Origin of the sequence: Hyphomicrobium sp. 99 (assembly GCF_000384335.2) — a bacterium.
Taxonomy (GTDB): domain Bacteria; phylum Pseudomonadota; class Alphaproteobacteria; order Rhizobiales; family Hyphomicrobiaceae; genus Hyphomicrobium_B.
The window spans coordinates 143,938-166,361 of record NZ_KQ031382.1; the positions used below are offsets into that span (position 1 = coordinate 143,938).

Here is a 22,424-nt window from a genome sequence, read left to right on the forward strand (position 1 = left end):
TACGGCAACCTATGCATATCCGACACTGAGATCGGGGCGGTTGAGCGTTTCATGCTGCGCCATCGATCAAGGCCAATGGGGCAATTTGAAACGTAGTCACTTGATGTCCAGAACCGACACGCAGCGCAAGAGCAGGCCAACCGAATCAGAGCCGCCTGTGGCAGCCGAAGTGTCGCACAGCGATGGCGAACCGGCCGTCTCCTATGAGGCGACTCCGTCGATGGCGCAATACCTCGAAATCAAGGCAGCAAATCCAGACAGTCTGCTCTGGTATCGCATGGGCGATTTCTACGAGCTATTTTTTGAAGATGCGGTTACCGCGTCCGAAGCACTGTCGATCGTACTGACAAAGCGCGGCAAACACCGGGGCCAGGATATCCCGATGTGCGGCGTCCCGGTGCATCGGGCTGACGAATATTTGCAGCGATTGATCAAGAAGGGCTATCGCGTCGCGGTCTGCGAGCAGCTTGAAGATCCGGCTGAAGCGCGAAAGCGCGGCGCCAAAGCCGTCGTCAAACGCGATGTCGTCCGTCTCGTCACACCCGGAACGCTGACGGAAGAAGCGCTCCTCGACGCCAAAACCAGCAATTATCTGACCGCAGTCTTCGTGCCGAAGCCGTCCTCACAAGGATCGGAGGGCGCGGAATCGCGTGTCGCGCTGGCGTCCCTCGATATCTCGACGGGTGAGTTCGAGGTCGCGGAAATATCCGCGCTCGATCTCGCGGGCGAGCTGATACGCTTGGCACCCAGCGAAGTCCTCGCTGGCGACAACCTCCTCTCTGATCAAACCTTCACGAGAGCGATCGAATATTCGGGCGGCAAGACAACGCCGATCCCGTCGGCCTATTTCGACAGCGCGGCCGGCGCGCGCGATCTCAAAGCCTGCCTGGGCGTCACAGATCTGGCCGGCTTCGGCACATTTTCGCGTCATGAACTGGCGAGCATCGGCGCGGTTCTGAAATACGTCGACTTGACCCAGATGGGCCAGAAGCCGTTGATCCGCGCCCCGCGCCGGGCCGGCAGCGCTTCGCTCTTCATCGATGCCGCAAGCCGCGCGAGCCTTGAACTCGTGAAGTCGTCCTCGGGCGATAAATCCTCATCCCTACTCGGCGCTATCGACCGAACGATAACGGGAGCAGGAGCCCGCGAATTGCTCGCGCGAATTTCGAGCCCGTTAACCGACCCCGCCGCCATCGAAGCGCGGCTCGACGCCGTCGGATGCTTGCTCGCCAACCGTATCCTGCTGGACGACATCCGCTTTCGTCTGCGCGGAACGCCGGACCTCGCGCGCGCTCTGCCGAGGCTGAGCTTCGGACGTGGTGGTCCGCGTGATCTCGCTGCCGTGCGCGACGCCATCGAAGCGGCCTCAGAATGTGCCGAACTGCTCTCCGAGACGAAGGGTTCGCTGTCTCTGGCGCCGGAGCTTCAATCGATCCGCACGCGTCTGACCGGCGTTCCGGCATCGCTCAACACCGCGCTTCGGAACGCACTGGTCGATGATCCGCCGCTTTTGAAACGCGACGGCGGCTTCGTGAAAGACGGCTACAATCGCGATCTCGATACCGCGCGCGAGCTGAGAAATGACAGCCGCCGTGTCATGGCGGAACTCGAGACGCGCTACATTGAAGAAACGGGCATCAAAACCCTTCGCGTTCGCCACAATAATATTCTCGGCTTTTATATCGAGGCGACCCAGCTCAACGCCAAGCCGCTACTCTCGCCGCCGCTCTCGGAACGCTTCAAGCATCGGCAGACGATGGCAAATGCGGTACGATTTTCGACCGCAGAACTGCTCGAAACGGAAGGCCAGATTGCGTCAGCAAGCGAACGCGCGCTGAGCCTGGAGCAGGAAATCTTTGCGACCCTCGCACAAGACATCGGAGCCGCAAGCGAGACGCTCGGGCGGGCGGCCGCCGCCCTCGCTGAACTCGACGTCTATGCGGCGCTCGCTTCCCTGGCGCTCGAACAGGGCTACGTGCGGCCGGTCACCGACCAAAGCCCGGCATTCGAAATCCGTGGCGGCCGCCACCCCGTCGTCCAGCAGGCACTGGCGAAGAGCGACGGCCCGGCATTTATCGAAAACGACTGCGTCCTCGGAAAAGGCGGAGCGGATGCGCCACCGGGCTCCGACGAACTTCCCGACGCTCGCATATGGCTTGTGACCGGACCGAACATGGCCGGCAAATCGACGTTCCTCCGCCAGAACGCCCTTATCACGGTCATGGCGCAAATGGGCTCATACGTGCCCGCACGCTCCGCACACATCGGCATCGTCGACCGGCTGTTCTCGCGCGTCGGCGCCTCTGACGATCTGGCGCGCGGCCGCTCGACCTTCATGGTCGAAATGGTGGAAACGGCCGCGATCCTCAATCAGGCGACGGAACGCTCCCTCGTCATCCTGGACGAGATCGGCCGCGGCACCGCGACGTTCGACGGCTTGTCGATCGCCTGGGCAACGGTCGAATATCTGCACGGGGTGACCAAGGCGCGGGCGCTTTTCGCGACCCACTATCACGAGCTGACCGCTCTCGCGCGACGTCTCCACGGGATCGCGAACGTCACGATGGACGTTACCGAATGGCACGATACCATCGTTTTTCTACACAAGGTTAAGCCCGGCGCCGCCGACCGCTCATATGGTATTCAGGTCGCGAAGCTCGCGGGCCTGCCTGATACGGTCGTCACCCGGGCGCGGCAGGTCTTGGAGCGACTGGAGAAAGCCGATCGCCGTCCCCGCGTCGACAATGAAGGCATCGACGATCTGCCGCTGTTCTCCGCGGCGCGGCCGACGGGCGCAGCTGCTGCCAAGGAGCCTTCAGCCGTTGAAAAGCTGCTCATCGGCATGCATCCTGATGAACTGTCGCCCAAAGCGGCGCTTGAAAAGATTTATGAACTCAAGGCTCTTGCCGAAGCTCAGAAGAAGACAAAGCCTTGACCGATGAAACGCTCAATGTCCTGATCCCTCCGCCTTACTTCGATAAGGTCGCGGCGCGTCGCGAGCTGACCGGGCATTTCAATGCGAGCACGGGGACGGCTGAGGCGCGTCCCAAGGTGCTCGACAGCCTGAAAACGATCCTCAAAAATGCCCGGGAATCGGCGCGTATAGCCCTCGAAGCCGACGGCAACGGCAGACGCTGCGCGGCTGGCCTCAGCCTGTTTCAAGACGAGATGATCAGGCTGATCTACGATTACACGGTCACCCACGTCTATCGCGCCACCAATCCGTCCGACGCCGAGCGCATGGCCATTGTGGCGACGGGCGGCTACGGACGCGGACTGCTCGCGCCGGGTTCCGACATCGATCTTCTATTTCTGCTTCCCTATAAGCAGACGCCCTGGGGCGAGAGCGTCGCCGAATACATGCTCTATCTACTTTGGGACTTGGGCTTCAAGGTCGGGCACGCGACCCGCACCGTCGAACAGTGCCTGAAGCTCGGCCTCGCCGACATCACGATCCGCACCGCGCTTCTCGATTCCCGGCTCATCCTCGGCGACAAGCAACTCTTTGCCGAATTCGAGGATCGCTTCCGCTCGGAAGTCGTTGCCGGCACCGCGCGCCAATTCATCGACGCCAAGATGGCAGAGCGCGACGAGCGTACGCGCCGCGCGGGAGAAAGCCGCTACAAGGTCGAACCAAACATAAAGGACGGAAAGGGCGGCCTCAGAGATCTCCATACGTTGCAGTGGCTATCGAAATACATCTTCAATCAGGATGTCGGCGCCGCGGCCGTCGAAGCTGGGATCTTTACGCCCGAAGAAGTGCAAACTTTCCGCCGATGCGAGGATTTCCTCTGGCGCGTACGCTGCTTCCTGCACTTCCTGACGGGACGCGCCGAAGAAGTTCTCTCGTTCGAAGTTCAGCCCGCAATGGCGCAAAGCCTCGGCTACACGTCGCGCGATGGATTGCGCGCCGTCGAGCGCTTCATGAAGCATTACTTCCTCATCGCCAAAGACGTCGGCGACCTCACGACGATCCTCTGCGGCGCGCTGGAAATGCAGCAGCTGAAGACGTCGCCCGGCTTCAAGCGGCTCCTGAATCCGCTCAGCTGGAAGATGCGCCGCGAGGTCCGTCAGAAAACCGATTTCCGCATCGATAATGACCGCCTGAACGTCGCCGACGCCAATGTCTTTGCGCGCGATCCGGTCAATCTCATTCGCTTCTTCGCGCAAGCCGCGAATACCGGCGCCTATCTCCATCCCGATGCGATCCGCCTGCTTCGCGGCTCGCTTCGTTTGATCGACGACAAGCTTCGCCATGACCCCGAAGCCAACAGCATCTTCCTTTCGCTGTTGACCGCCCACGGGAACCCGGAAGCATCCCTCCGCCATATGAACGAAGCCGGCGTACTGGGCCGCTTCCTGCCCGAGTTCGGCCGCATCGTCGCGATGATGCAGTTCAACATGTATCATCATTACACGGTCGATGAGCACCTGTTGCGAACACTCGGCAACATCGTTGCCATTGAGCGCGGCGATCTTGCTGCCGAGCTGCCGCTCTCCACATCCGTCTTCTCATCGCTTCAAAGCCGGCGCGCCCTGCTCGTTGCAGCTTTTCTTCACGATATCGGCAAGGGCCGGAAGGAAAACCACTCGACCGTCGGCGCCCGCATCGCGCGCAAGGTCTGTCCCCGGCTCGGCATGACGGCTGGCGAAACCGAACTCGTCGCCTGGCTCATCCAAGAGCACCTGACGATGAGCAACTTCGCTCATTCACGCGACATCTCGGACCCCGATACGATCCGCGCCTTCGCCAACATCGTGCAAAGTCCGGAGCGCCTGAAGCTGCTCCTCCTGTTGACCTGCGCGGATATCATGGCCGTGGGCCCCGGCGTTTGGAACGGCTGGAAAGGCCAGCTCCTGCGCACGCTTTATCATGAGACGGAACCCCTCGTCGCAGGCGGCCATACGCAAATTCCGCGCGGCGAACGGATCGAGCAGGCGCAGGCGGCATTGCGCAACGCGCTCTCCGATTGGCCGGCGAGCAGCGTCGACGACTTTATCGCCCGCCACTATCAGAACTATTGGCTCCGCACCGAACTCGCGACGCAAATCGAGCACGCGAACGTGGTGCGCGACGCCATGCGCTCGCAGACGAAGTTCGCAACCGCCATCAAAACCGATTCCTTTACGGCGATAACGGAACTCACAGTCTTCGCGCCGAACCACGCGAGGCTTCTCTCGCTCTTTGCCGGTGCTTGCGCCGCGGCAGGCGCCAACATCGCAGGCGCGCACATCACGACAACACGCGACGGCTACGCGCTTGATACCTTTTTGCTCAATCGCGAATTCCGCGACGACGAAGACGAACTCCGTCGCGCACGTCGCATCATCGACACCATCAAGCGCTTGCTGACCGGCAAGGAGCAGCTTCCGGTACTTCTGCAGAAGCGGCGTCATGGATCGCGAGGAGTCGAGGCCTTTACCGTCGAACCGGAGATCGTCATCAACAATGCGCTTTCGGATCGCTTGACGGTTTTGGAAGTTTCCGGCCGCGACCGCCCCGGTCTCCTTTATGAATTGACGTCCGTTCTCTCGGATCTGTCGCTCGACATCGCATCAGCACACGTAACGACCTTCGGCGAGAAGGCTGTCGACGTCTTTTACGTGACCGACTTAGTCGGCAAGCAGATCGTCAACGAAACCCGCCAAAGCGCGCTTCGAGCCCGGTTGCAATCCGTTCTCGATCCAGCAACCGAAACCGTGAACAATACGTCCGAGCCTGCCCGCACCTGACGAAAGCCGCGAATGTCCTCAGGAAGCCGAAATGCAGCAAACCGAGCGAGACCTCGCCGTGACTTGACGGCCACGGCCCACAAGTGAGGCGGTTTGACCATCAAAATGCCCGATGTCTCCGGCCTTAAGCCGGTCTAAGAGGGCGAATCTTTCCGCCTGAGCCAAAAAGCGAACAGTAAGCCCCCAATCGATGAAACTTTATAAATCGTTCGCAACCGTCGGCGGCCTGACCCTCCTGAGCCGAGTCTTCGGCTTCATGCGCGATATCCTGATCGCCGCGACGCTGGGATCGGGATGGGTGGCCGACGCCTTCGTCGTCGCCTTCCGGTTTCCCAACCTCTTTCGTCGTCTCTTTGGTGAGGGTGCGTTCAACTCCGCCTTCGTGCCGATCTTTGCCAAGAAGCTCGAAGGCGACGGCAAGGAAGCCGCCCGCAAGTTCGCCGAAGACGCGATGGCAGGGCTTCTCTTCATACTGCTGATCGTCACGATCGTCTTCGAACTCGCCATGCCCGTGTTGATGTACGGATTGGCGCCGGGCTTCGATGTCACGCCTGAGAAGTTCGATCTCTCCGTGCTGCTGACACGGATCACGATGCCGTATCTTTTGTGCATGTCGATCGTCGCCCTCATGTCGGGCGCACTGAATTCGGTCGGCCGCTTTGCCGAAAGTGCGTCCGTCTCGATCGTCCTCAACGGCGTGATGATGATCGCAACGCTGATCTCGTTGTGGCTGGGCTACCGGGCAGGACCCGAAGCCGGCGTCATCCAGGCGTGGGGTGTGTTCGCTGCGGGCTTCCTGCAGCTGTTGCTTCTGATGTGGGGCATGCACAATGCCGGAATGAAGCTGGCGATCCGGCGCCCAAGCCTGACACCGGATGTCCGCAAGCTCGTACGGCTCGGCATCCCCGGCATCATTTCCGGCGGCGTGACGCAGCTCAATATCGCCATCGGCACCGTCATCGCATCGCTTCAGCCGGGCGCCGTTTCCCACCTCTATTATGCGGACCGGGTTTATGAGCTACCGCTCGCGATCGTTGGTATCGCGATCGGCATCGTGCTCTTGCCCGACGTCGCGCGGCAGCTGCGAAGCGGTAATACGGCGGGCGTCATGGACAGCCAAAATCGTTCGCTCGAGTTCGCACTCCTGCTGACGATACCGGCGGCGCTGGCTCTCGCGACCATCCCGATGGATATCACCCGCGTTCTCTTCGAGCGCGGCGCGTTCAGCGCCGAGGACACCAAAGTCACCGCATCGGTGCTGGCGGTGTTTGCCCTAGGTCTCCCCGCATTCGTGATGATTAAAGTCTTCTCGCCTGCCTACTACGCGCGCGAGGATACCAAGACGCCGATGCGCTACGCAACGATCAGCCTTACCGCCAACACGGTCGGCTCGATCGCATTGTTCTTCCTGTTGCGCCATTTGGGCATGCTGCCCCAGCTCGGCATCGCCATCGCAACGGCCCTCGGCGGCTGGCTCAACGCCTATCTGCTCTGGTCAACCTTGGCGCGCCGGGGCGATTTCGTCATCGATGGGCGGCTCAAGAGGAACGTGCCATTGATCATGTTCTCCAGCATCGCGATGGTCGTCGCCCTTCTGGGTGCAAGTCATATGCTCGCACCGCACCTCGATCACAGCGGCGGCTTCTTCGTAAAAGCCTCGTTCCTGGCCCTCGAGATCGGCATTGGACTGGTCGTCTTCGCCTTCCTGGTTTTCGCGACGGGCGTCATGTCCATCGGCCAGCTCGGCCGCCTGACGCGCCGCCAGAACTAGCAAAAGCCTTGGGCCCTTGCGCTGCGGCCGCCCGCACGCGATAAGGCCGCCGACTTTCCTTCGAACACGGTACGCACACCCATGAAAATCACGCCGCGCGTTTTCTCCGGCATGCAGCCGACCGGCAGCTTGCATCTCGGCAACTATCTCGGCGCGATGGTCAATTGGATCAAGATGCAGGAGACGCATGAATGCATCTACTGCGTCGTCGATCTGCACGCGATCACCGTGTGGCAGGACCCCGCCGAGCTTAGAAACGCGATCCGTCAAGTGACGGCGGCCTATATCGCCGCCGGTCTCGACCCGAAGAAGAGCATCCTCTTCAATCAATCGCAGGTCAGCGCCCACGCTGAGCTCGCCTGGGTCTTCAATTGCGTCGCTCGCCTCGGCTGGCTGAACCGCATGACCCAGTTCAAGGAAAAAGCCGGCAAGGACCGCGAACAGGCATCGGTCGGGCTCTACGCCTATCCGAACCTGATGGCAGCCGACATCCTCGCCTACCGCGCAACGCATGTGCCGGTCGGCGAAGACCAGAAGCAGCATCTGGAACTCGCGCGAGACATCGCACAGAAGTTCAACAATGATTTCTCCGCCTCGATCATCGCCGAAGGCTTCGCCGACGGCGTTTTCTTCCCTCAGCCCGAGCCTGTCATCACGGGCGCCTCGACGCGGGTCATGAGCCTGCGCGACGGCTCGAAGAAGATGTCGAAATCCGATCCGTCCGATCTTTCGCGCATCAATATGACGGACGACGCCGACACGATCGCCAAGAAAGTCCAGAAAGCAAAGACCGATACTGAGCCGCTGCCGAGCGAGGAAGCGGGCTTTGCCGGCCGTCCCGAAGCCGAAAATCTGATCGGAATTTATGCGACCATCGTCGACAAGCCGGTCGACGCTGTGCTCGCCGAATTCGGCGGTCAGCAATTCTCCGCCTTCAAGAAGGTGCTGGCCGACGCGCTGGTCGCCAAGATCGAGCCCATCGCCAACGAAATAAAGCGGCTGACCGGCGATCCCGCCGAGATCGATCGCATTCTGGCCGACGGTTCAGCGCGAGCGCGCGAAATCGCAACGCCGATTATGGGCAAGGTCAAGGACATCGTCGGCTTCATCAGAAGCTGACGGATCATCTATGCTGACCGTTGCGGCGGTTGCCGATGAATGGCAGCATCGTATCCATGAAACCTCGCCGTTCATTCGAAGAAGGCCATCGCCGCAAGTTCCTGATCGTCGTTGACGAGAGCCAGGAAGTCGAAAGCGCGCTCTATTACGCGGCAAGCCGTGTGCAGCGCTCTTCGGGGCTGCTCGTCATGCTTTACGTCATCGAGCCAAGCGAGTTGCAGCATTGGGCGGGCGCGCACCAGGTGCAGCTGGACGAAGAGACGACGAAGGCCAAGGCGCTGTTCCGGCTCTTTCGGCGCAAGCTCGCCCTCGCGGGCTTCGAGAACGTCGAGACCGAAGACGTCGTTCGCGAGGGCCGCTCCGCCGAAGAGATTAACCGCCTCATCGCCGAGGACGAAGACATCGCGATCCTGGTCCTCGGCGCCTCGATCGACGCCAAAGGCCCAGGTCCCCTCGTGGCATCTTTGGCGACGGCGCGAGCCACAGGCGGCTTCGCCGTGCCTGTGACGGTCGTCCCCGGGCAACTTTCCCTCGCGGAAATCAAGGCTTTGGCCTAATTGCCCCACCCCGAAGGCCAGGGGCGATATCTCGACACAGGCGGAGGCGCTACCTATATTTGAGACCTATCCCGCGCAGGACGGCGCGCGTGGAACTCCGACCACGAAGTGAGGCACCATGTTTATCCAGACGGAAGCCACGCCAAATCCGGCGACGCTGAAGTTCATCCCAGGGCGGGATGTTCTCGCTGACGGCACCGCCGATTTCCGCTCGAAGACCGATGCGGCGGCTTCCCCCCTCGCGACCCGCCTCTTCGCGATCGACGGCGTTGACGGCGTGTTTCTTGGGTCCGACTTCATTTCGGTCACCAAGGGCGACATCGAATGGCAGCACCTGAAGCCGATGGTGCTGGGCGCCATCATGGAGCACTACATGTCGGGCGCCCCCGTCTCCGAAGGCGAAGACGCCAACGACAATGCCGCGGAAAGCTATGCTCCCGAGGACGAAGAGACCGTCGCGACGATCAAGGAATTGCTTGAGACGCGCGTGCGGCCGGCTGTCGCACAGGATGGCGGCGATATCACGTTTTCGGGCTTCCGCGACGGCGTCGTCTATCTTCACATGCGCGGCGCCTGCTCGGGTTGCCCGAGCTCGACAGCTACCCTCCGGCACGGCATCGAAAACCTGCTGAAGCATTTCTGCCCGGACGTGCAGGCAGTCCAGCCGGTCTGAATCTAAAAATCTCCTCCAGAACCCCGCCTCGGCGGGGTTCTTCGTATTTGGGCCCCAAAGGGATGAGGAAAAATGGCTGAGCCGCTCGATAGTGCTGCAATCGACCAATTGTTCGATAAAGCCCGAACCAACAACAAGTGGCAGCCTCGCGAGGTGCCCGATGCGCTGCTGCGCCAGCTCGTCGACCACATGAAATGGGCTCCGACGAGCGCCAACTGTTCGCCTGCGCGCTTCGTCTTCGTCAAATCGCCGGAAGCGAAAGCCCGGCTGAAGCCGCATCTCAGCGCCGGAAATGTGGATAAGACGATGGCCGCACCGGTAACGGCCATCATTGGATACGACCTAAACTTCTACGAAGCGCTGCCGAAGCTCTATCCGCCGGCTGACGCTAAAAGCTGGTTCACTGGCAAAAAGCAGCACGCTGATACAACCGCCTTTCGCAACGGGTCACTTCAAGGCGGGTACTTCATTCTGGCGGCACGGGCCCTGGGGCTCGACTGCGGCCCGATGTCCGGCTTCCAAAATGCGGGGGTAGACGCCGAGTTCTTTACCGGAACTGAAATTAAGTCGAATTTCCTCTGTAATCTGGGGTACGGGGATCCGGCGGGGGTCTATCCCCGCTCACCACGATTTAGCTTCGACGAAATCGCCACGATCATATAAAAGCTCCGCCTGGAATGAATATTCTATCTCTCGACACGTGTTTCGATGCCTGCTCGGCTGCGGCGGGCCGGGGGCTTCGTTCCCTGACACCCGGCATCTCATTTGCCTACGAGGCCATGCAAACGGGGCACGCTGAGCGTTTGCTGCCGATGGTCGAAACGGTCATGGCGGAAGCCGGGCTCGATTTCAAATCTCTCGATCGTATCGCGGTGACGTATGGACCGGGAACGTTTACCGGCACGCGCATTTGCGTCTCCGCAGCCCGCGCTCTCGCCCTCGCAACCGGCGCGCAGTTCGTCGCGCTTTCAAGCTTGAGATTGATGGCAATGAGCGCGCGCATTCCAGCGGCTCCGACGAAACGCATCGCCATCGCAACCGACGCACGGCGAGGCGAGGTCTATTTCGAAATTTTTGATCGGCACTCGATGCAAACTGTCGTCGAAGCACAGTGTGCGGCAATTCCGGCCGCCGCCAAATTGCTGGGACTTGGGCCCATTGTCATCGCAGGCTCCGGCGCCGAGCAACTGGCAGTCGAAGCCGGTCGCCAAGGCATCGAGGCAACGGCGATCCTGCCCGATCTCCTGCCTGACGCGCTCGACATGCTGTTCCCCGCCTGCGAACTCCCGCTGACTGAAACGGTTAAACCGCTTTATCTGCGGGCGCCCGATGCCAAGCCCCCAGCGCCGAGCCCATTTATCGGAGCCGGCGTATGACGAATGTCACGCCGTTCCGGAATTTGAGGCATGCGAGCATGCTTTGGGCGGCGCCTGATCGAGCCGAAGAAATCGCGGCTCTGCACACCAAACTTTTCGACCCGCCCTGGGATACGGCCGCGATCAAATCGCTTCTGGAGCATCCGGCCGCGACCTCACTGATCGCCGTCGCCGGGGGACAGAAGAAAGCGGTCATCGCCTTCGTGATCGGCCAGCTCGCCGCCGACGAAGCCGAGATCCTGTCGATCGGCGTCTCACCGGACTGGCAGCGTGTAGGACTAGCGACCGGACTTCTCGAAGGTCTGTCGCGCGCCGCACGCCGCGGCGGTGCCAAGCGCATTTTCCTCGAAGTTGCAGAGGACAACGCGGCAGGCCTAGCCCTTTATCGCAAGCTGGGATTTGTCGAAGCCGGGCGGCGAAAGCGCTATTATCAGCGCCCTGGCAGTGCGCCTGTCGATGCCTTGACGCTCGTCTTGGCACTCGAAGAGCCGGGACAACCGAGCTGATATAGACGTTCAGCCTTGCCACTGCCTATAAGGCGCCCATACTCCGGCGACGGGGAATAGTCGTCCTTAAGCCAAAAGCCTAACACCGCCATGACCCTGCCGTCCGCGAAATCCGAGTCATCAATCGAATCGCGATGCGCGGAATGCGGACTGCGAATGACGGGCCAAAGGCGCGTCATCGCTCAGGTGCTCTCCTCTGCCACCGACCATCCCGATGTCGAAGAGGTGCATCGGCGCGCCCACACGATCGATTCCAGGATTTCGCTCTCGACGGTCTACCGCACGCTTAAGCTTTTCTCCGCGAAGGGCATTCTCGAGAGGCACGATTTCGGCCACGGCCGCGGGCGCTACGAGGCGGCGCCGCGCGAGCATCACGATCATCTCGTCGACATCGAAAGCGGCCGCGTCATCGAATTCTCGAACTCCGACATCGAGGCCTTGCAGGACCGCATCGCGCGCGAACTCGGTTTCGAGCTTGTCGGCCATCGGTTGGAACTCTATGGCGTACCGCTGGCAAAGAAAAAGTCTTCCAGCCGGAGAGGCTAGCGAACGCTATGGCAAACGGCTCACTTCGCGCCTCAGCCGTGCTCGCAGCATTTCTTGGCTTCACGCTGCCGTTGATGCCGGTGCAGGCGCTCCTGCTGAAAGCGTCGCCTAAGGCGGCGAGGCGCTTTCCCAATTGGTACCATCGTCAGGTCTGCCGCATCCTCGGCATTTCGCTCGAGATTGATGGCGCGGTCGTTGAAAACGCGCCTGTTCTGCTGGTTTGCAATCACACGTCCTGGCTCGACATTCCCGTCCTCTCGGCTCTGGCGCCGGTTTCATTCGTCGCAAAGCTCGAAGTCGGCGGCTGGCCCTTCGTCTCCGCCTTGGCGCGGCTCCAGCGCTCGGTCTTCGTCGATCGGACCCGGCGGCAGGCGACCGGCGATGCCGCAGCCGAGATCATGGGGCGGCTGAAACAGGGCGACACGATCGTGCTCTTTGCCGAAGGCACGTCGAGCGATGGCAATCGCGTGTTGCCGTTCAAGACTTCCCTGTTCGGTGCGGTCTCCGGCGAAAGCGCACCGGAGCCGCAGGTCGTCGTCCAGACCGCCGCCGTGGTCTATACGCACGTCCGCGGTATTCCATTGACTCGAGCCGACCGCCCGCGCATCGGCTGGTATGGTGACATGGAAATGACGTCGCATGCCTGGGGCGTGCTCCGATCCGGCCCGATTACCGTCACGATCAAGGTCAGCCCACCCGTTCCCCTGAGCGAATTCAAGGACCGCAAGGATCTGGCGTTGAAGACCGAGCGCGCCATCCGGACCGCCGTTCTTGGCATCCTCCGCGGCCGCCCCGAGGACCCGGGCCTCATCCCGGTCGAACCGACCCAGGAAAACCGCCGCAAGAAGCTCGCTTTGCCGCAGGTCCGCAGCGAGAAATGGACATAACCGCGGCTTTCTATGCTATGCGCTTCCCCCAAGCCCATTAGCAAAAAGACCCGTTTCGGCCAGTCAATCACGTGCAGCGCGCAAACCCTAAATCATACTTTCTGAAGACGTTCGGCTGTCAGATGAACGTCTACGACAGCGAGCGTATGGCGGAGGCCTTGGCGCGCGACGGCTATAGCGAGACCGACGACGTCGCCAAAGCCGATCTGGTGATCCTGAATACGTGTCACATCCGCGAGAAGGCAGCCGAGAAAGTCTATTCGGACCTCGGACGAATCCGCGTCATCAAAGACGCACGCAAGCGCGACGGTAAGGAAACGGTGATCGCGGTCGCCGGATGCGTTGCACAAGCCGAAGGGCCCGAGATTACGGCGCGCCAGCCAGCCGTCGATCTCGTCATCGGACCGCAGAGCTATCATCGCCTGCCAGAACTCATCGCGCGCGCCGAAACCAACAGCGAGAGCATCGTCGAAACGGAGTTTCCGGGCGACGAAAAATTCGCTGCGATGAAGGCGCCGCGCCGGGTCTCATCACCTTCGGCGTTTCTCACCGTCCAGGAAGGTTGCGACAAGTTCTGCACGTTCTGCGTCGTGCCTTATACGCGTGGCGCTGAGTTTTCGCGGCCTGTCTCGAAACTCGAAGCCGAAGCCCGCGAACTCGCCGCTGCCGGCGCCAAGGAACTCGTTCTCCTCGGCCAGAACGTCAACGCCTATCACGGCGAAGGCCCAGTGGGCCGCACCGTCGGGCTCGCGGAATTGATCCGCCGCTTAGCGGAGATCGATGGCATCGAACGCATCCGCTACATGACGAGCCACCCGCGTGACATGAGCGACGACCTGATCGCCGCGCACGCCGAGGTGCCGCAGCTGATGCCTTTTCTGCACTTGCCCATCCAGTCGGGCTCCGACCGGATGCTCGCCGCCATGAACCGCAAGCATCGAGCGGCGGAATATGTCGATCTGATCGCCCGCGTCCGCGAAGCACGCCCCGATATCGCCCTTTCGAGCGATTTCATCGTCGGCTTCCCCGGCGAAACGGATGAGGACGCTGAAGAAACGATCGCGCTCGTAAAGGCGGTCGGTTTCGCTCAGGCGTTTTCGTTCAAATACAGCCCCCGCCCCGGAACGCCCGCCGCCGGGATCGAAGTCCAAGTCCCCGAGGACGTGAAGGCCGAGAGGTTGCAGCGGCTGCAGGCACTGCTGGAAGAACAGCAGCTGGCCTTCAACTCACAGGTGCTGGGAAACACCATCCCGGTGCTGTTTGAACGTCGCGGGCGCGAGCCAGGTGAATTCGTCGGCAGGACACCCTATCTACAGCTCATATATGCGGCGGGAGACGGAGATCTCACGGGCCAAACGGCGGACGTCAAGGTTACGGAAACCCGGCGCGTCAGCCTGTCAGGTGTCATTTCCGCAGCATAAACGAGTTATAATGCTTGAGGACGGCTGTGCGTTAACCACACCTGCGCGTGCCGAACCTGTTTGTCGCATGCTAACGTGGATCATCGATTCGATTTGAGAGATACGGGAAGAAGAGCAACCAGCAAGGGAGTGTCAGGATTGGCAGCATTCCGCGGGTCCTCCGCGTCGGCATCGAGACGGCCCAACAAGCCGGAGCTTGAAGATGCTCGCGTCGTTGTACCCTTTGAAGACAATCGGCTGCTGACGCAGCTGCTTGGGGAATACGATAGCCACCTGGCTCTTATAGAAGATCGATTGGGCATCGACGCGCATGCCCACGGCAACGTCGTCATTCTGACGGGAACCGCCAATTCCTGCGCTAATGCTCGCAGCGTCTTGGAGCGCCTCTATCACAGAATTACCAAAGGCGAAACGATCGGACCCGGCGATATCGACGGGCTGATCCGTCACGCACGCGCCGAAGGAACGTCTTCCGACGGCCAAGCCCAGATCGCCACGCGCCGTCGCGTGGTCAAGGCCCGCACGCCGACGCAAAGCACCTATATGCGCGCCATCGAAAAGCATGACCTCGTGTTTGGTCTCGGTCCGGCCGGCACCGGCAAAACCTACATTGCCGTTGCGTTCGCAGCCCACTGCCTCGAGCGCGGAATGGTCGAGCGCATCATTCTTTCGCGTCCAGCTGTCGAAGCTGGTGAGCGCCTCGGCTTTCTGCCGGGCGACATGCGCGACAAGGTCGATCCCTATCTCCGGCCGCTTTATGATGCGCTTTATGATGTTCTGCCGCCTGAAAAGGTCGAGCGCGATATCGAAACAGGCGTCATCGAAGTCGCGCCGTTGGCCTTCATGCGCGGCCGCACGCTCGCCAATGCCTTCGTCATTCTCGACGAAGCGCAGAATACGACGAGCATGCAGATGAAGATGTTTTTGACGCGTATCGGCGAAGGTTCGAAAATGGTGGTGACGGGTGATCCGTCTCAGATCGATCTGCCGCCGGGTACGAAGTCTGGCCTCGTCGAAGCCGTCGATATACTCGACAAGGTCGATGACATTTCGATCGTGAGGTTCGAGGCCAGCGATATCGTGCGCCGTGATCTCGTCGCCAAAATCGTCGATGCCTACGAGCGACCCAAATAAGCCCATGCCCGCTTCACAACAGGCCCCAGAGAACGTCTTCGAGGTGGAGATCGTCGAAGACGACGGAGACTGGTCGCGCATCAGCAATCTCGACAGTCTCATCGACGACGCTGCCCGCGCGGCCTTCGAGCGAGCGGGCGACGGCCTTCAACCGGCAGTCGTATCCGTTGCCCTATCCTCTGACGCCAACGTCGCCGCTCTGAATGAACAATTCCGCGGCAAGGCTAAGCCAACGAATGTGCTGTCTTTTCCGGCGGGGAACGGTGCGTCCGATGGCCAGCTCGGCGATATCATCATCGCGTTGGAAACCGTCGAACGCGAAGCAGACGAACAGGGCGTCCCCTTCGAACATCACCTGCAGCATCTGGTTGTGCATGGCGTGCTGCATCTTTTAGGCTATGATCACGAAACGACGGCTGACGCCGAACGCATGGAAGCCATTGAAATTGAAATACTTTCGAAATTGGGCGTTGCAAATCCCTACACGGGCGCTCTGGAAACCGGTACAAGTGACTGACCGGGTTCCCACCCATGGCCATGACCGACAACACACATCGTAAGACAGTGTCCGACACCCTAGACGACGATAGTCAGCCTTTGGGCGCACACGGATGGCTGCAAGCGCTTCGCGCCAAGCTCGGCCTCGTAGTGCCCCAGAACGTCCGCGACGCGCTGGAAGGCGCGCTCAAAACCGGCACCTCCGAGAACTTCACCGACGCCGAACGCAAGATGCTCGAGCGGCTTCTCCGCTTCGGCTCGAGCCGCGTCGCGTCGCTGATGATCCCGCGCGCCGATATCACGGCGCTCGACGAAGACGAGCCGATCTCGGAGCTTCTTGCAACCTTCAACGAGGCAGGCGTCTCCCGCATTCCACTCTTCCGCGAAACGCTCGATGATCCGCGCGGCATGATTCTCATCAAGGATGTGCTTCGCTGGTTGATGGCGGAAGCAACGGGACAACCCGTCAAAGGCACCAAGGCCGATCAGGAAGCCGAGAAACCTTCGCTCAACCAGTTCGATCTCAGAAGCGTCGATTTGAGCCGCCCCATCACGTCGGTGAAAATCCGCCGGCAGATTCTCTATGTGCCTCCGTCAATGCCCGCAGTCGATTTGCTGATCCGCATGCAGTCGACGCGCATTCACATGGCGCTTGTCGTTGACGAATACGGCGGCACCGACGGCCTCGTCACCATTGAGGATCTGATCGAACAGGTCGTCGGCAACATCGAAGACGAGCACGACGACGATGAAGAAACCAATATCGTCGTCGATCCGAAGCTCGGCATCGTCGCCGTCGCCCGCACCCCGATCGAAGAACTCGAAAAGCATCTGGGCGTGAAACTCGTGCCCGACGACGAAGAAACCGAAGTCGATACCATCGGCGGTCTGATCTTCTCGATGCTCGGGCGCGTACCGGCGCGCGGCGAACTGATCCGGCATCCGACTGGCGTCGAGTTCGAGGTTCTCGATGCCGATCCGCGCCGCGTGAAGAAGCTCAAAATTCACCCACCGCGCCCGCCCGCCACCAACGCGAAGTCATTGCCTGAAACGCCGAAGGCGTGATGGAGGCAAGAACCGCACATCCGCCGCTGATCGCAAGCGCGCGCGCTTGGATCAAGGGCGTTCGCGGCTGGAAACGAGCGCTTATCGCCCTGGCCGCTGGCGGTCTTTCCGCGCTGGCATTCGCCCCGATCTTCGCCTTTCCGATCCTCTTTCTGACGCTGCCGGTTTTCGTCTGGCTGATCGACGGCAGTCCCGACTGGCGTCGTGCCTTTAGCGCCGGGTGGCTCTTCGGCTTCGGCTATTTCTTCTTCAATCTGTTCTGGATCGGCGAAGCCTTCCTCGTCGAAGCCGACAAGTTTGCGTGGCTTCTCCCCTTCGCGGTGACTTTGCTCCCCGCGGGACTGGCGCTGTTCTGGGCAATAGCCGCCGCCGGAGCGCGTCTCTTCTGGAGCGAAGGCCTTGGCCGCCTCTTCGTCTTCGCCATAGCGCTCAGCCTCACCGAATGGCTGCGCGGCCATATCCTGACAGGCTTTCCCTGGAACCTCGTCGGTTATGCTCTGACCTACCCTCTGCCATTGATGCAGAGCGCGGCTCTCTTCGGCGCCTACGGCCTGACCGCGATCGCGCTTTTTATCTTCCCGGCGCCTCTCGTCGTTCTCGGCGACGGCCACAAACCGCTTTCGATCAGAAGGATCGTTGAAGCCTCGGCCCTTGCCGCAGTCCCTCTCGCTCTTCTCCTGGCCCACGGCGCATGGCGTTTAGCGACGCCACAAACCTTCGTCCCGGACGTCAAGCTCAGGATCGTTCAACCAAGCGTCCCCCAGCGCGAAAAGTGGATGGCGGAATACCAGCGCCGGATCTTCGATGATCACGTCGCGCTCTCGCTCGCCAATCCAGCCGGTGACAAGGATTCTCTTGCCGGCATCACGCACCTCGTCTGGCCGGAAGCGGCAATGCCCTTCTTCCCGCTCGAGGCCCCGGTGGCGCTCGACATCCTCGCCAATATCCTGCCGCCGGGAACGACCCTCATCACCGGCGCACTGCGCCATGACCCGGCCCCCGCCGCTGGAACGCCGCCCAGGGCCGATACGCGCACGCTCAACAGCATCCTCGTGCTGAACGAACGGGCCGAGCCGGTGGCGACCTATGACAAGATCAATCTCGTCCCCTTCGGCGAATACGTACCCTGGGAAGCAACGCTCGCCACCATCGGCATCCAGAAGCTCACCCATGGACGAGGCTCGTTTGCCGTCGGCAGCGTACCGCGCCCGCTGATGACGATCCCCGGCCTGCCGCCGGCATTAGGGCTAGTTTGCTACGAGGCCCTATTTCCCGGGAATATCGTCCAGGGAACCGCGCGCCCCGGCGTTTTGATAAACGTCACGAACGACGGCTGGTTTGGTGAATCGACCGGCCCCTACCAGCATTTCCATCAGTCGCGCATCCGCGCCGTGGAAGAAGGCGCTCCCCTCGTAAGGGCCGCAAATAACGGCATTTCCGCCGTGGTCGACCCCTACGGTCGCGCGCTCCAGTCTCTGGGTTTGAATGTGCGCGGAACGATCGACAGCGCCCTGCCTGAGGCCGTAACACCGCCGCTCTATGCGAGGCTCGGCGACTGGACCTTGGCGATCATTCTCGCAATTTACGCGGGGCTTGCTGTCCGGCTCGGGAAAAATGGCCGTTAATCAAAGTGTTGAAGTCAACTTGTCGCGGCACTGCTCAAACATTGACGCCCGTCACCTACGCACCTAGGAAGTGCATAGCCTTTCTCAATGGGAACTGGTGGCTGTACGCGTGATGGTGAACGAAATATCGATAGAAGACGACACAAGCGAAGAATCGCCGAAAGGTTCTCGTCGCGCAAACCCCATGGATGTCCATGTCGGCTCGCGCGTCAGGCTCCGGCGCATGCTCCTGGGAATGAGCCAGGAAAAGCTTGGCGAGCATTTGGGTCTCACCTTCCAGCAGGTCCAAAAATACGAGAAGGGCGTTAACCGCATCGGCGCGAGCCGGCTGTTCGATCTCGCTCGTGTTCTTGGCGTGCCTGTGCAGTTTTTCTACGACGAAGCGCCATCCGGCGCGCAGGCGGCAAGCGTAGCGATGCCGGGCTTTGCGGAAACGCAGCCCGACGAAAGTTACGTTGTCGATTTCCTCGGAACGCGCGAAGGGTTGGAATTGAATAAAGCCTTCGCCCGGATCACCGAACCGAAGGTGCGCCGGTCCATCGTGGATCTTGTTCGCGCGCTGGCGGGCGACGAAGGCTGAAGCCAGGCGCTTTGCGATATTCGCTATTGCCTCTGATTTGGCAGAAGGGTCGCTAGGTCGCGGCCCGTTTAGCGAACATCCGCACGCTCTGGCTTGACCGAATCCACCAACATTGCGACAAACCGGCGCTTTTCATCGGGCCGGGATCGCCGACATCAACAGTCAATTGGCGACGATCGCCGACACCTAATTTATCAACACGGGGGCCACAGTGGCGCGCAAGTCCTTCTTATTCACGAGTGAGTCCGTCTCCGAAGGTCACCCGGACAAAGTCTGCGATCGGATCTCCGACGAAGTCGTCGACGCGTTCTATCGCGAAGGCGCCAAGGAAGGCCTCGATCCCTGGGGCATTCGCGCAGCATGCGAAACGATGGCGACGACCAATCGCGTCATCATCGCCGGAGAATCGCGCGGACCCAAGACCGTCACCGTCGCCGCCATTGAGGAACTGACGCGCGCCGCCATCAAAGACATCGGCTACGAGCAGGAAGGCTTCCACTGGGCGAACTGCAACATCGAAGTTCTGTTGCACTCGCAGTCGGCCGACATCGCTGCGGGTGTCGACGCCAAGCAGCCGACGAACCAGGAAGAAGGCGCGGGCGACCAGGGCATCATGTTCGGCTATGCCTGCAACGAAACGCCGGAACTGATGCCGGCGCCGATCTACTACGCACACAAAATTCTGCGCGACCTCGCAGTCGCCCGCAAAGCCAAGCAGGGTGACGCCGCCAAGCTCGGCCCCGACGCCAAGAGCCAGGTGACCGTCCGCTACGAGAACGGCAAACCCGTTGGCGTTACGCAGATCGTCGTCTCTCACCAGCACATCGTCGAAGACCTGAGCTCGCGCCAGGTTCGCGACATCATCGAGCCCTACGTGCGCGCCGCACTTCCCGAGGGCTGGATCAGCAAAGATACCGTTTGGCACATCAACCCGACCGGAAAATTCTTCATCGGCGGTCCCGATGGTGACACCGGACTGACCGGCCGCAAGATCATTGTCGATACCTACGGTGGCGCAGCGCCCCACGGCGGCGGAGCGTTCTCCGGCAAGGATCCGACGAAGGTTGACCGCTCGGCCGCCTACGCTGCGCGTTACCTCGCAAAGAACGTCGTCGCAGCCAGCATCGCTGACCGCTGCACGATCCAGCTTTCGTATGCGATCGGCGTCGCCAAGCCCTTGTCGATCTACGTCGACACCCACGGCACCAGCAAAGTCGACGAAGCCGCAATCGAAAAAGCCTTGGGCGAAGTCATGGATCTGACGCCGCGCGGCATCCGCAGCCACTTCGACCTCAACAAGCCGATCTATTCCCGTACGTCCGCTTATGGACATTTCGGCCGTCCAGCCGACAAGGATGGCGGCTTCTCCTGGGAGAAGACGGACCTTGCAGCCAAGATCGCCAAGGCCGTTTCCTGACGATTACGAGCCGGGCCTCTGAGATACAAAGGCGGCTGATGAAACGGCCGCCTTTCTTTTTTTGATGTGATGTAGCGCGCGAATGTCGGGCGACGACGACCACGAACTCAGATCCTTCGGGCGCAGACGCGGGCGAAAGCCGAGCGCGCGCCAAGCCGCATTGTTGCGCGAAGATCTGCCCCGCCTCGCCTTCGATCCGGCAAATCCTCCAACCGGCTTCGAACAGACGTGGCTCGAAATCGGCTTCGGAGGGGGCGAGCATCTTCTGTGGCAGGCGCGCCAGAACCCGGGCGTTGCACTGATCGGCTGCGAACCGTTCGAGGACGGCGTGATCAAGGTCCTGACCGCCGTCACCGAAGAGAAGCTGCGGAACATCCGCATTCACATGGATGACGTGCGCGAAATTCTGAAATCGATGGCCCCGAACTCCATCGATCGCGCTTTCGTCCTCTTTCCCGACCCCTGGCCGAAGCGAAAGCACCGAAAGCGCCGGCTGGTTAATTCTTCCCTGCTGAAGCTGCTGGCCCACGTGATGCGGCCGGGCGCAGAGCTGCGGATCGGCACAGACATCGGCGATTATGCTCGCACAATGCTTGAAGCTTTTGGCGTAGAACCGGCCTTTTCCTGGCAAGCATCGAGCCCCGCCGACTGGCGCGAGCGCCCGCTCGACTGGCCGGAAACGCGCTACGAGGCGAAAGCCGTCCGCGAGGGCCGGCGGCGCTATTATTTCCGGTTTCTGCGCCAATAGCCGCTGCCGAGCCTTGCGCGAAAGCCAAATCTCGCCTATTTAGCGTCTATTCCAATAAAACGACGATCCGATAGAGAGTGGACCGCAAGGCCCGCTCCGGACGAACTTTAAACACAGGAACGCCCTTGCAGGACACCATCGCCCACGACGCTGGCTCGCCATCGGAACAGGGTTCCGACACCGGCCGCTTTTTGCGCGAGACCGGTCTTGCGGCCGACGTTGCAGCTGTCGTCGAGCCGGTGCTCGAAGACCTGGGCTTCCGCCTGGTGCGCGTAAAGATCCAGGGCGACGGCCGCGATCGCACCGTCCAGCTCATGACCGAACGCCCCGACGGCTCGATCAACGTCGATGACTGCGAAGCGATCTCGAAAGCCCTTTCGCCCGTGCTCGATGTCAACGATCCGGTTTCGGGTGCCTATCGCCTTGAAGTTTCTTCTCCCGGCATCGACCGCCCACTCGTTCGCCCGAGCGATTTCGAGGATTGGTCTGGACACGAAGCGAGAATAGAGCTCAACGAACCGATCGACGGTCGTAAAAGGTTCAAGGGCGTGCTCGAAGGTTTCGAGGACGGAGAAGTAAGAATCAAAACCGATACCGGCGAGCATGGTGTTCAGCACCTCGGCCTGCCCGTCCATCTGATCGCGGACGCCAAGCTCGTGCTGACCGACGAACTCATTCGCGAAGCACTGCAACGCGCCAAAGAACGCCATTCCACGCGGCCCGGTGACGGTGCCGAACTCGACGAAGACGACCTGGAGGATTGAACCT

General features: G+C 61.1%; 20 protein-coding genes. All 20 read left to right on the forward strand.

The window, feature by feature from the left end:
• Positions 1–103: 103 nt before the first annotated feature.
• The 20 genes from mutS to rimP all read left to right on the forward strand — a co-directional run bounded on the left by mutS (position 104) and on the right by rimP (position 22,420).
• Entirely contained in the window at positions 104–2,935 is a 2,832-nt protein-coding gene (mutS, locus tag G359_RS00955; RefSeq protein WP_052699133.1) for a DNA mismatch repair protein MutS, read from the forward strand.
• On the forward strand, positions 2,932–5,733 hold the full coding sequence (locus G359_RS00960; RefSeq protein WP_082072751.1) for a [protein-PII] uridylyltransferase: 2,802 nt from the start codon (positions 2,932–2,934) through the stop codon (positions 5,731–5,733). The genes mutS and G359_RS00960 overlap by 4 nt, the downstream gene beginning before the upstream one ends.
• Before the next feature lie 190 nt (positions 5,734–5,923).
• A complete protein-coding gene (gene murJ, locus G359_RS00965) occupies positions 5,924–7,504 on the forward strand; it encodes a murein biosynthesis integral membrane protein MurJ (protein WP_045834600.1) in 1,581 nt (526 codons plus the stop codon).
• A gap of 81 nt (positions 7,505–7,585) precedes the next feature.
• Positions 7,586–8,623, forward strand: coding sequence for a tryptophan--tRNA ligase (gene trpS / locus G359_RS00970; protein ID WP_045834601.1), 1,038 nt, complete (start codon positions 7,586–7,588; stop codon positions 8,621–8,623).
• A gap of 35 nt (positions 8,624–8,658) precedes the next feature.
• Positions 8,659–9,180: a universal stress protein gene (locus G359_RS00975; RefSeq protein WP_245279887.1), complete on the forward strand. Its 522-nt coding sequence runs from the start codon at positions 8,659–8,661 to the stop codon at positions 9,178–9,180.
• Positions 9,181–9,298: 118 nt separating this feature from the next.
• Positions 9,299–9,853, forward strand: coding sequence for a NifU family protein (locus G359_RS00980; RefSeq protein WP_045834602.1), 555 nt, complete (start codon positions 9,299–9,301; stop codon positions 9,851–9,853).
• A 72-nt stretch (positions 9,854–9,925) separates the two neighbouring features.
• Positions 9,926–10,516, forward strand: coding sequence for a malonic semialdehyde reductase (locus tag G359_RS00985; protein ID WP_045834603.1), 591 nt, complete (start codon positions 9,926–9,928; stop codon positions 10,514–10,516).
• Between the two features lie 14 nt (positions 10,517–10,530).
• Positions 10,531–11,229, forward strand: coding sequence for a tRNA (adenosine(37)-N6)-threonylcarbamoyltransferase complex dimerization subunit type 1 TsaB (gene tsaB, locus G359_RS00990; RefSeq protein WP_045834604.1), 699 nt, complete (start codon positions 10,531–10,533; stop codon positions 11,227–11,229).
• Positions 11,226–11,735, forward strand: a complete 510-nt coding sequence (gene rimI, locus G359_RS00995) for a ribosomal protein S18-alanine N-acetyltransferase (RefSeq protein ID WP_052699134.1) — start codon at positions 11,226–11,228, stop codon at positions 11,733–11,735. The genes tsaB and rimI overlap by 4 nt, the downstream gene beginning before the upstream one ends.
• A 90-nt stretch (positions 11,736–11,825) precedes the next feature.
• Positions 11,826–12,281, forward strand: a complete 456-nt coding sequence (locus G359_RS01000; RefSeq protein ID WP_045834605.1) for a Fur family transcriptional regulator — start codon at positions 11,826–11,828, stop codon at positions 12,279–12,281.
• Between the two features lie 8 nt (positions 12,282–12,289).
• Complete coding sequence (locus tag G359_RS01005) at positions 12,290–13,168, forward strand: lysophospholipid acyltransferase family protein (RefSeq protein ID WP_045834606.1); 879 nt, start codon at positions 12,290–12,292, stop codon at positions 13,166–13,168.
• A 71-nt stretch (positions 13,169–13,239) separates the two neighbouring features.
• Positions 13,240–14,589, forward strand: coding sequence for a tRNA (N6-isopentenyl adenosine(37)-C2)-methylthiotransferase MiaB (gene miaB, locus G359_RS01010; RefSeq protein WP_045834607.1), 1,350 nt, complete (start codon positions 13,240–13,242; stop codon positions 14,587–14,589).
• A 138-nt stretch (positions 14,590–14,727) separates the two neighbouring features.
• Positions 14,728–15,723 (forward strand): PhoH family protein, encoded by a 996-nt coding sequence (locus G359_RS01015; protein WP_045837504.1) that lies wholly within the window; start codon positions 14,728–14,730, stop codon positions 15,721–15,723.
• Between the two features lie 4 nt (positions 15,724–15,727).
• A complete protein-coding gene (gene ybeY / locus G359_RS01020; RefSeq protein WP_045834608.1) occupies positions 15,728–16,240 on the forward strand; it encodes an rRNA maturation RNase YbeY in 513 nt (170 codons plus the stop codon).
• A gap of 20 nt (positions 16,241–16,260) precedes the next feature.
• A complete protein-coding gene (locus G359_RS01025) occupies positions 16,261–17,286 on the forward strand; it encodes a hemolysin family protein (RefSeq protein WP_245279889.1) in 1,026 nt (341 codons plus the stop codon).
• On the forward strand, positions 17,286–18,911 hold the full coding sequence (gene lnt / locus G359_RS01030) for an apolipoprotein N-acyltransferase (protein WP_052699135.1): 1,626 nt from the start codon (positions 17,286–17,288) through the stop codon (positions 18,909–18,911). The genes G359_RS01025 and lnt overlap by 1 nt, the downstream gene beginning before the upstream one ends.
• A 112-nt stretch (positions 18,912–19,023) precedes the next feature.
• Entirely contained in the window at positions 19,024–19,491 is a 468-nt protein-coding gene (locus G359_RS01035) for a helix-turn-helix domain-containing protein (RefSeq protein ID WP_045834610.1), read from the forward strand.
• A 211-nt stretch (positions 19,492–19,702) separates the two neighbouring features.
• A complete protein-coding gene (gene metK, locus G359_RS01040; RefSeq protein WP_045834611.1) occupies positions 19,703–20,908 on the forward strand; it encodes a methionine adenosyltransferase in 1,206 nt (401 codons plus the stop codon).
• Positions 20,909–20,990: 82 nt separating this feature from the next.
• A complete protein-coding gene (gene trmB, locus G359_RS01045; protein WP_045834612.1) occupies positions 20,991–21,656 on the forward strand; it encodes a tRNA (guanosine(46)-N7)-methyltransferase TrmB in 666 nt (221 codons plus the stop codon).
• Positions 21,657–21,781: 125 nt separating this feature from the next.
• Positions 21,782–22,420 (forward strand): ribosome maturation factor RimP, encoded by a 639-nt coding sequence (gene rimP, locus G359_RS01050; RefSeq protein ID WP_045834613.1) that lies wholly within the window; start codon positions 21,782–21,784, stop codon positions 22,418–22,420.
• Positions 22,421–22,424 lie beyond the last annotated feature (4 nt).

Coding starts and splice junctions, on each gene's coding strand:
- mutS (WP_052699133.1), top strand. CDS start 104: ATGTCCAGAACCGACACGCAGCGCAAGAGCAGGCCAACCGAATCAGAG.
- murJ (WP_045834600.1), top strand. CDS start 5,924: ATGAAACTTTATAAATCGTTCGCAACCGTCGGCGGCCTGACCCTCCTG.
- trpS (WP_045834601.1), top strand. CDS start 7,586: ATGAAAATCACGCCGCGCGTTTTCTCCGGCATGCAGCCGACCGGCAGC.
- G359_RS00975 (WP_245279887.1), top strand. CDS start 8,659: ATGAATGGCAGCATCGTATCCATGAAACCTCGCCGTTCATTCGAAGAA.
- G359_RS00980 (WP_045834602.1), top strand. CDS start 9,299: ATGTTTATCCAGACGGAAGCCACGCCAAATCCGGCGACGCTGAAGTTC.
- G359_RS00985 (WP_045834603.1), top strand. CDS start 9,926: ATGGCTGAGCCGCTCGATAGTGCTGCAATCGACCAATTGTTCGATAAA.
- tsaB (WP_045834604.1), top strand. CDS start 10,531: ATGAATATTCTATCTCTCGACACGTGTTTCGATGCCTGCTCGGCTGCG.
- rimI (WP_052699134.1), top strand. CDS start 11,226: ATGACGAATGTCACGCCGTTCCGGAATTTGAGGCATGCGAGCATGCTT.
- G359_RS01000 (WP_045834605.1), top strand. CDS start 11,826: ATGACCCTGCCGTCCGCGAAATCCGAGTCATCAATCGAATCGCGATGC.
- G359_RS01005 (WP_045834606.1), top strand. CDS start 12,290: ATGGCAAACGGCTCACTTCGCGCCTCAGCCGTGCTCGCAGCATTTCTT.
- ybeY (WP_045834608.1), top strand. CDS start 15,728: ATGCCCGCTTCACAACAGGCCCCAGAGAACGTCTTCGAGGTGGAGATC.
- G359_RS01025 (WP_245279889.1), top strand. CDS start 16,261: ATGACCGACAACACACATCGTAAGACAGTGTCCGACACCCTAGACGAC.
- lnt (WP_052699135.1), top strand. CDS start 17,286: ATGGAGGCAAGAACCGCACATCCGCCGCTGATCGCAAGCGCGCGCGCT.
- G359_RS01035 (WP_045834610.1), top strand. CDS start 19,024: ATGGTGAACGAAATATCGATAGAAGACGACACAAGCGAAGAATCGCCG.
- trmB (WP_045834612.1), top strand. CDS start 20,991: ATGTCGGGCGACGACGACCACGAACTCAGATCCTTCGGGCGCAGACGC.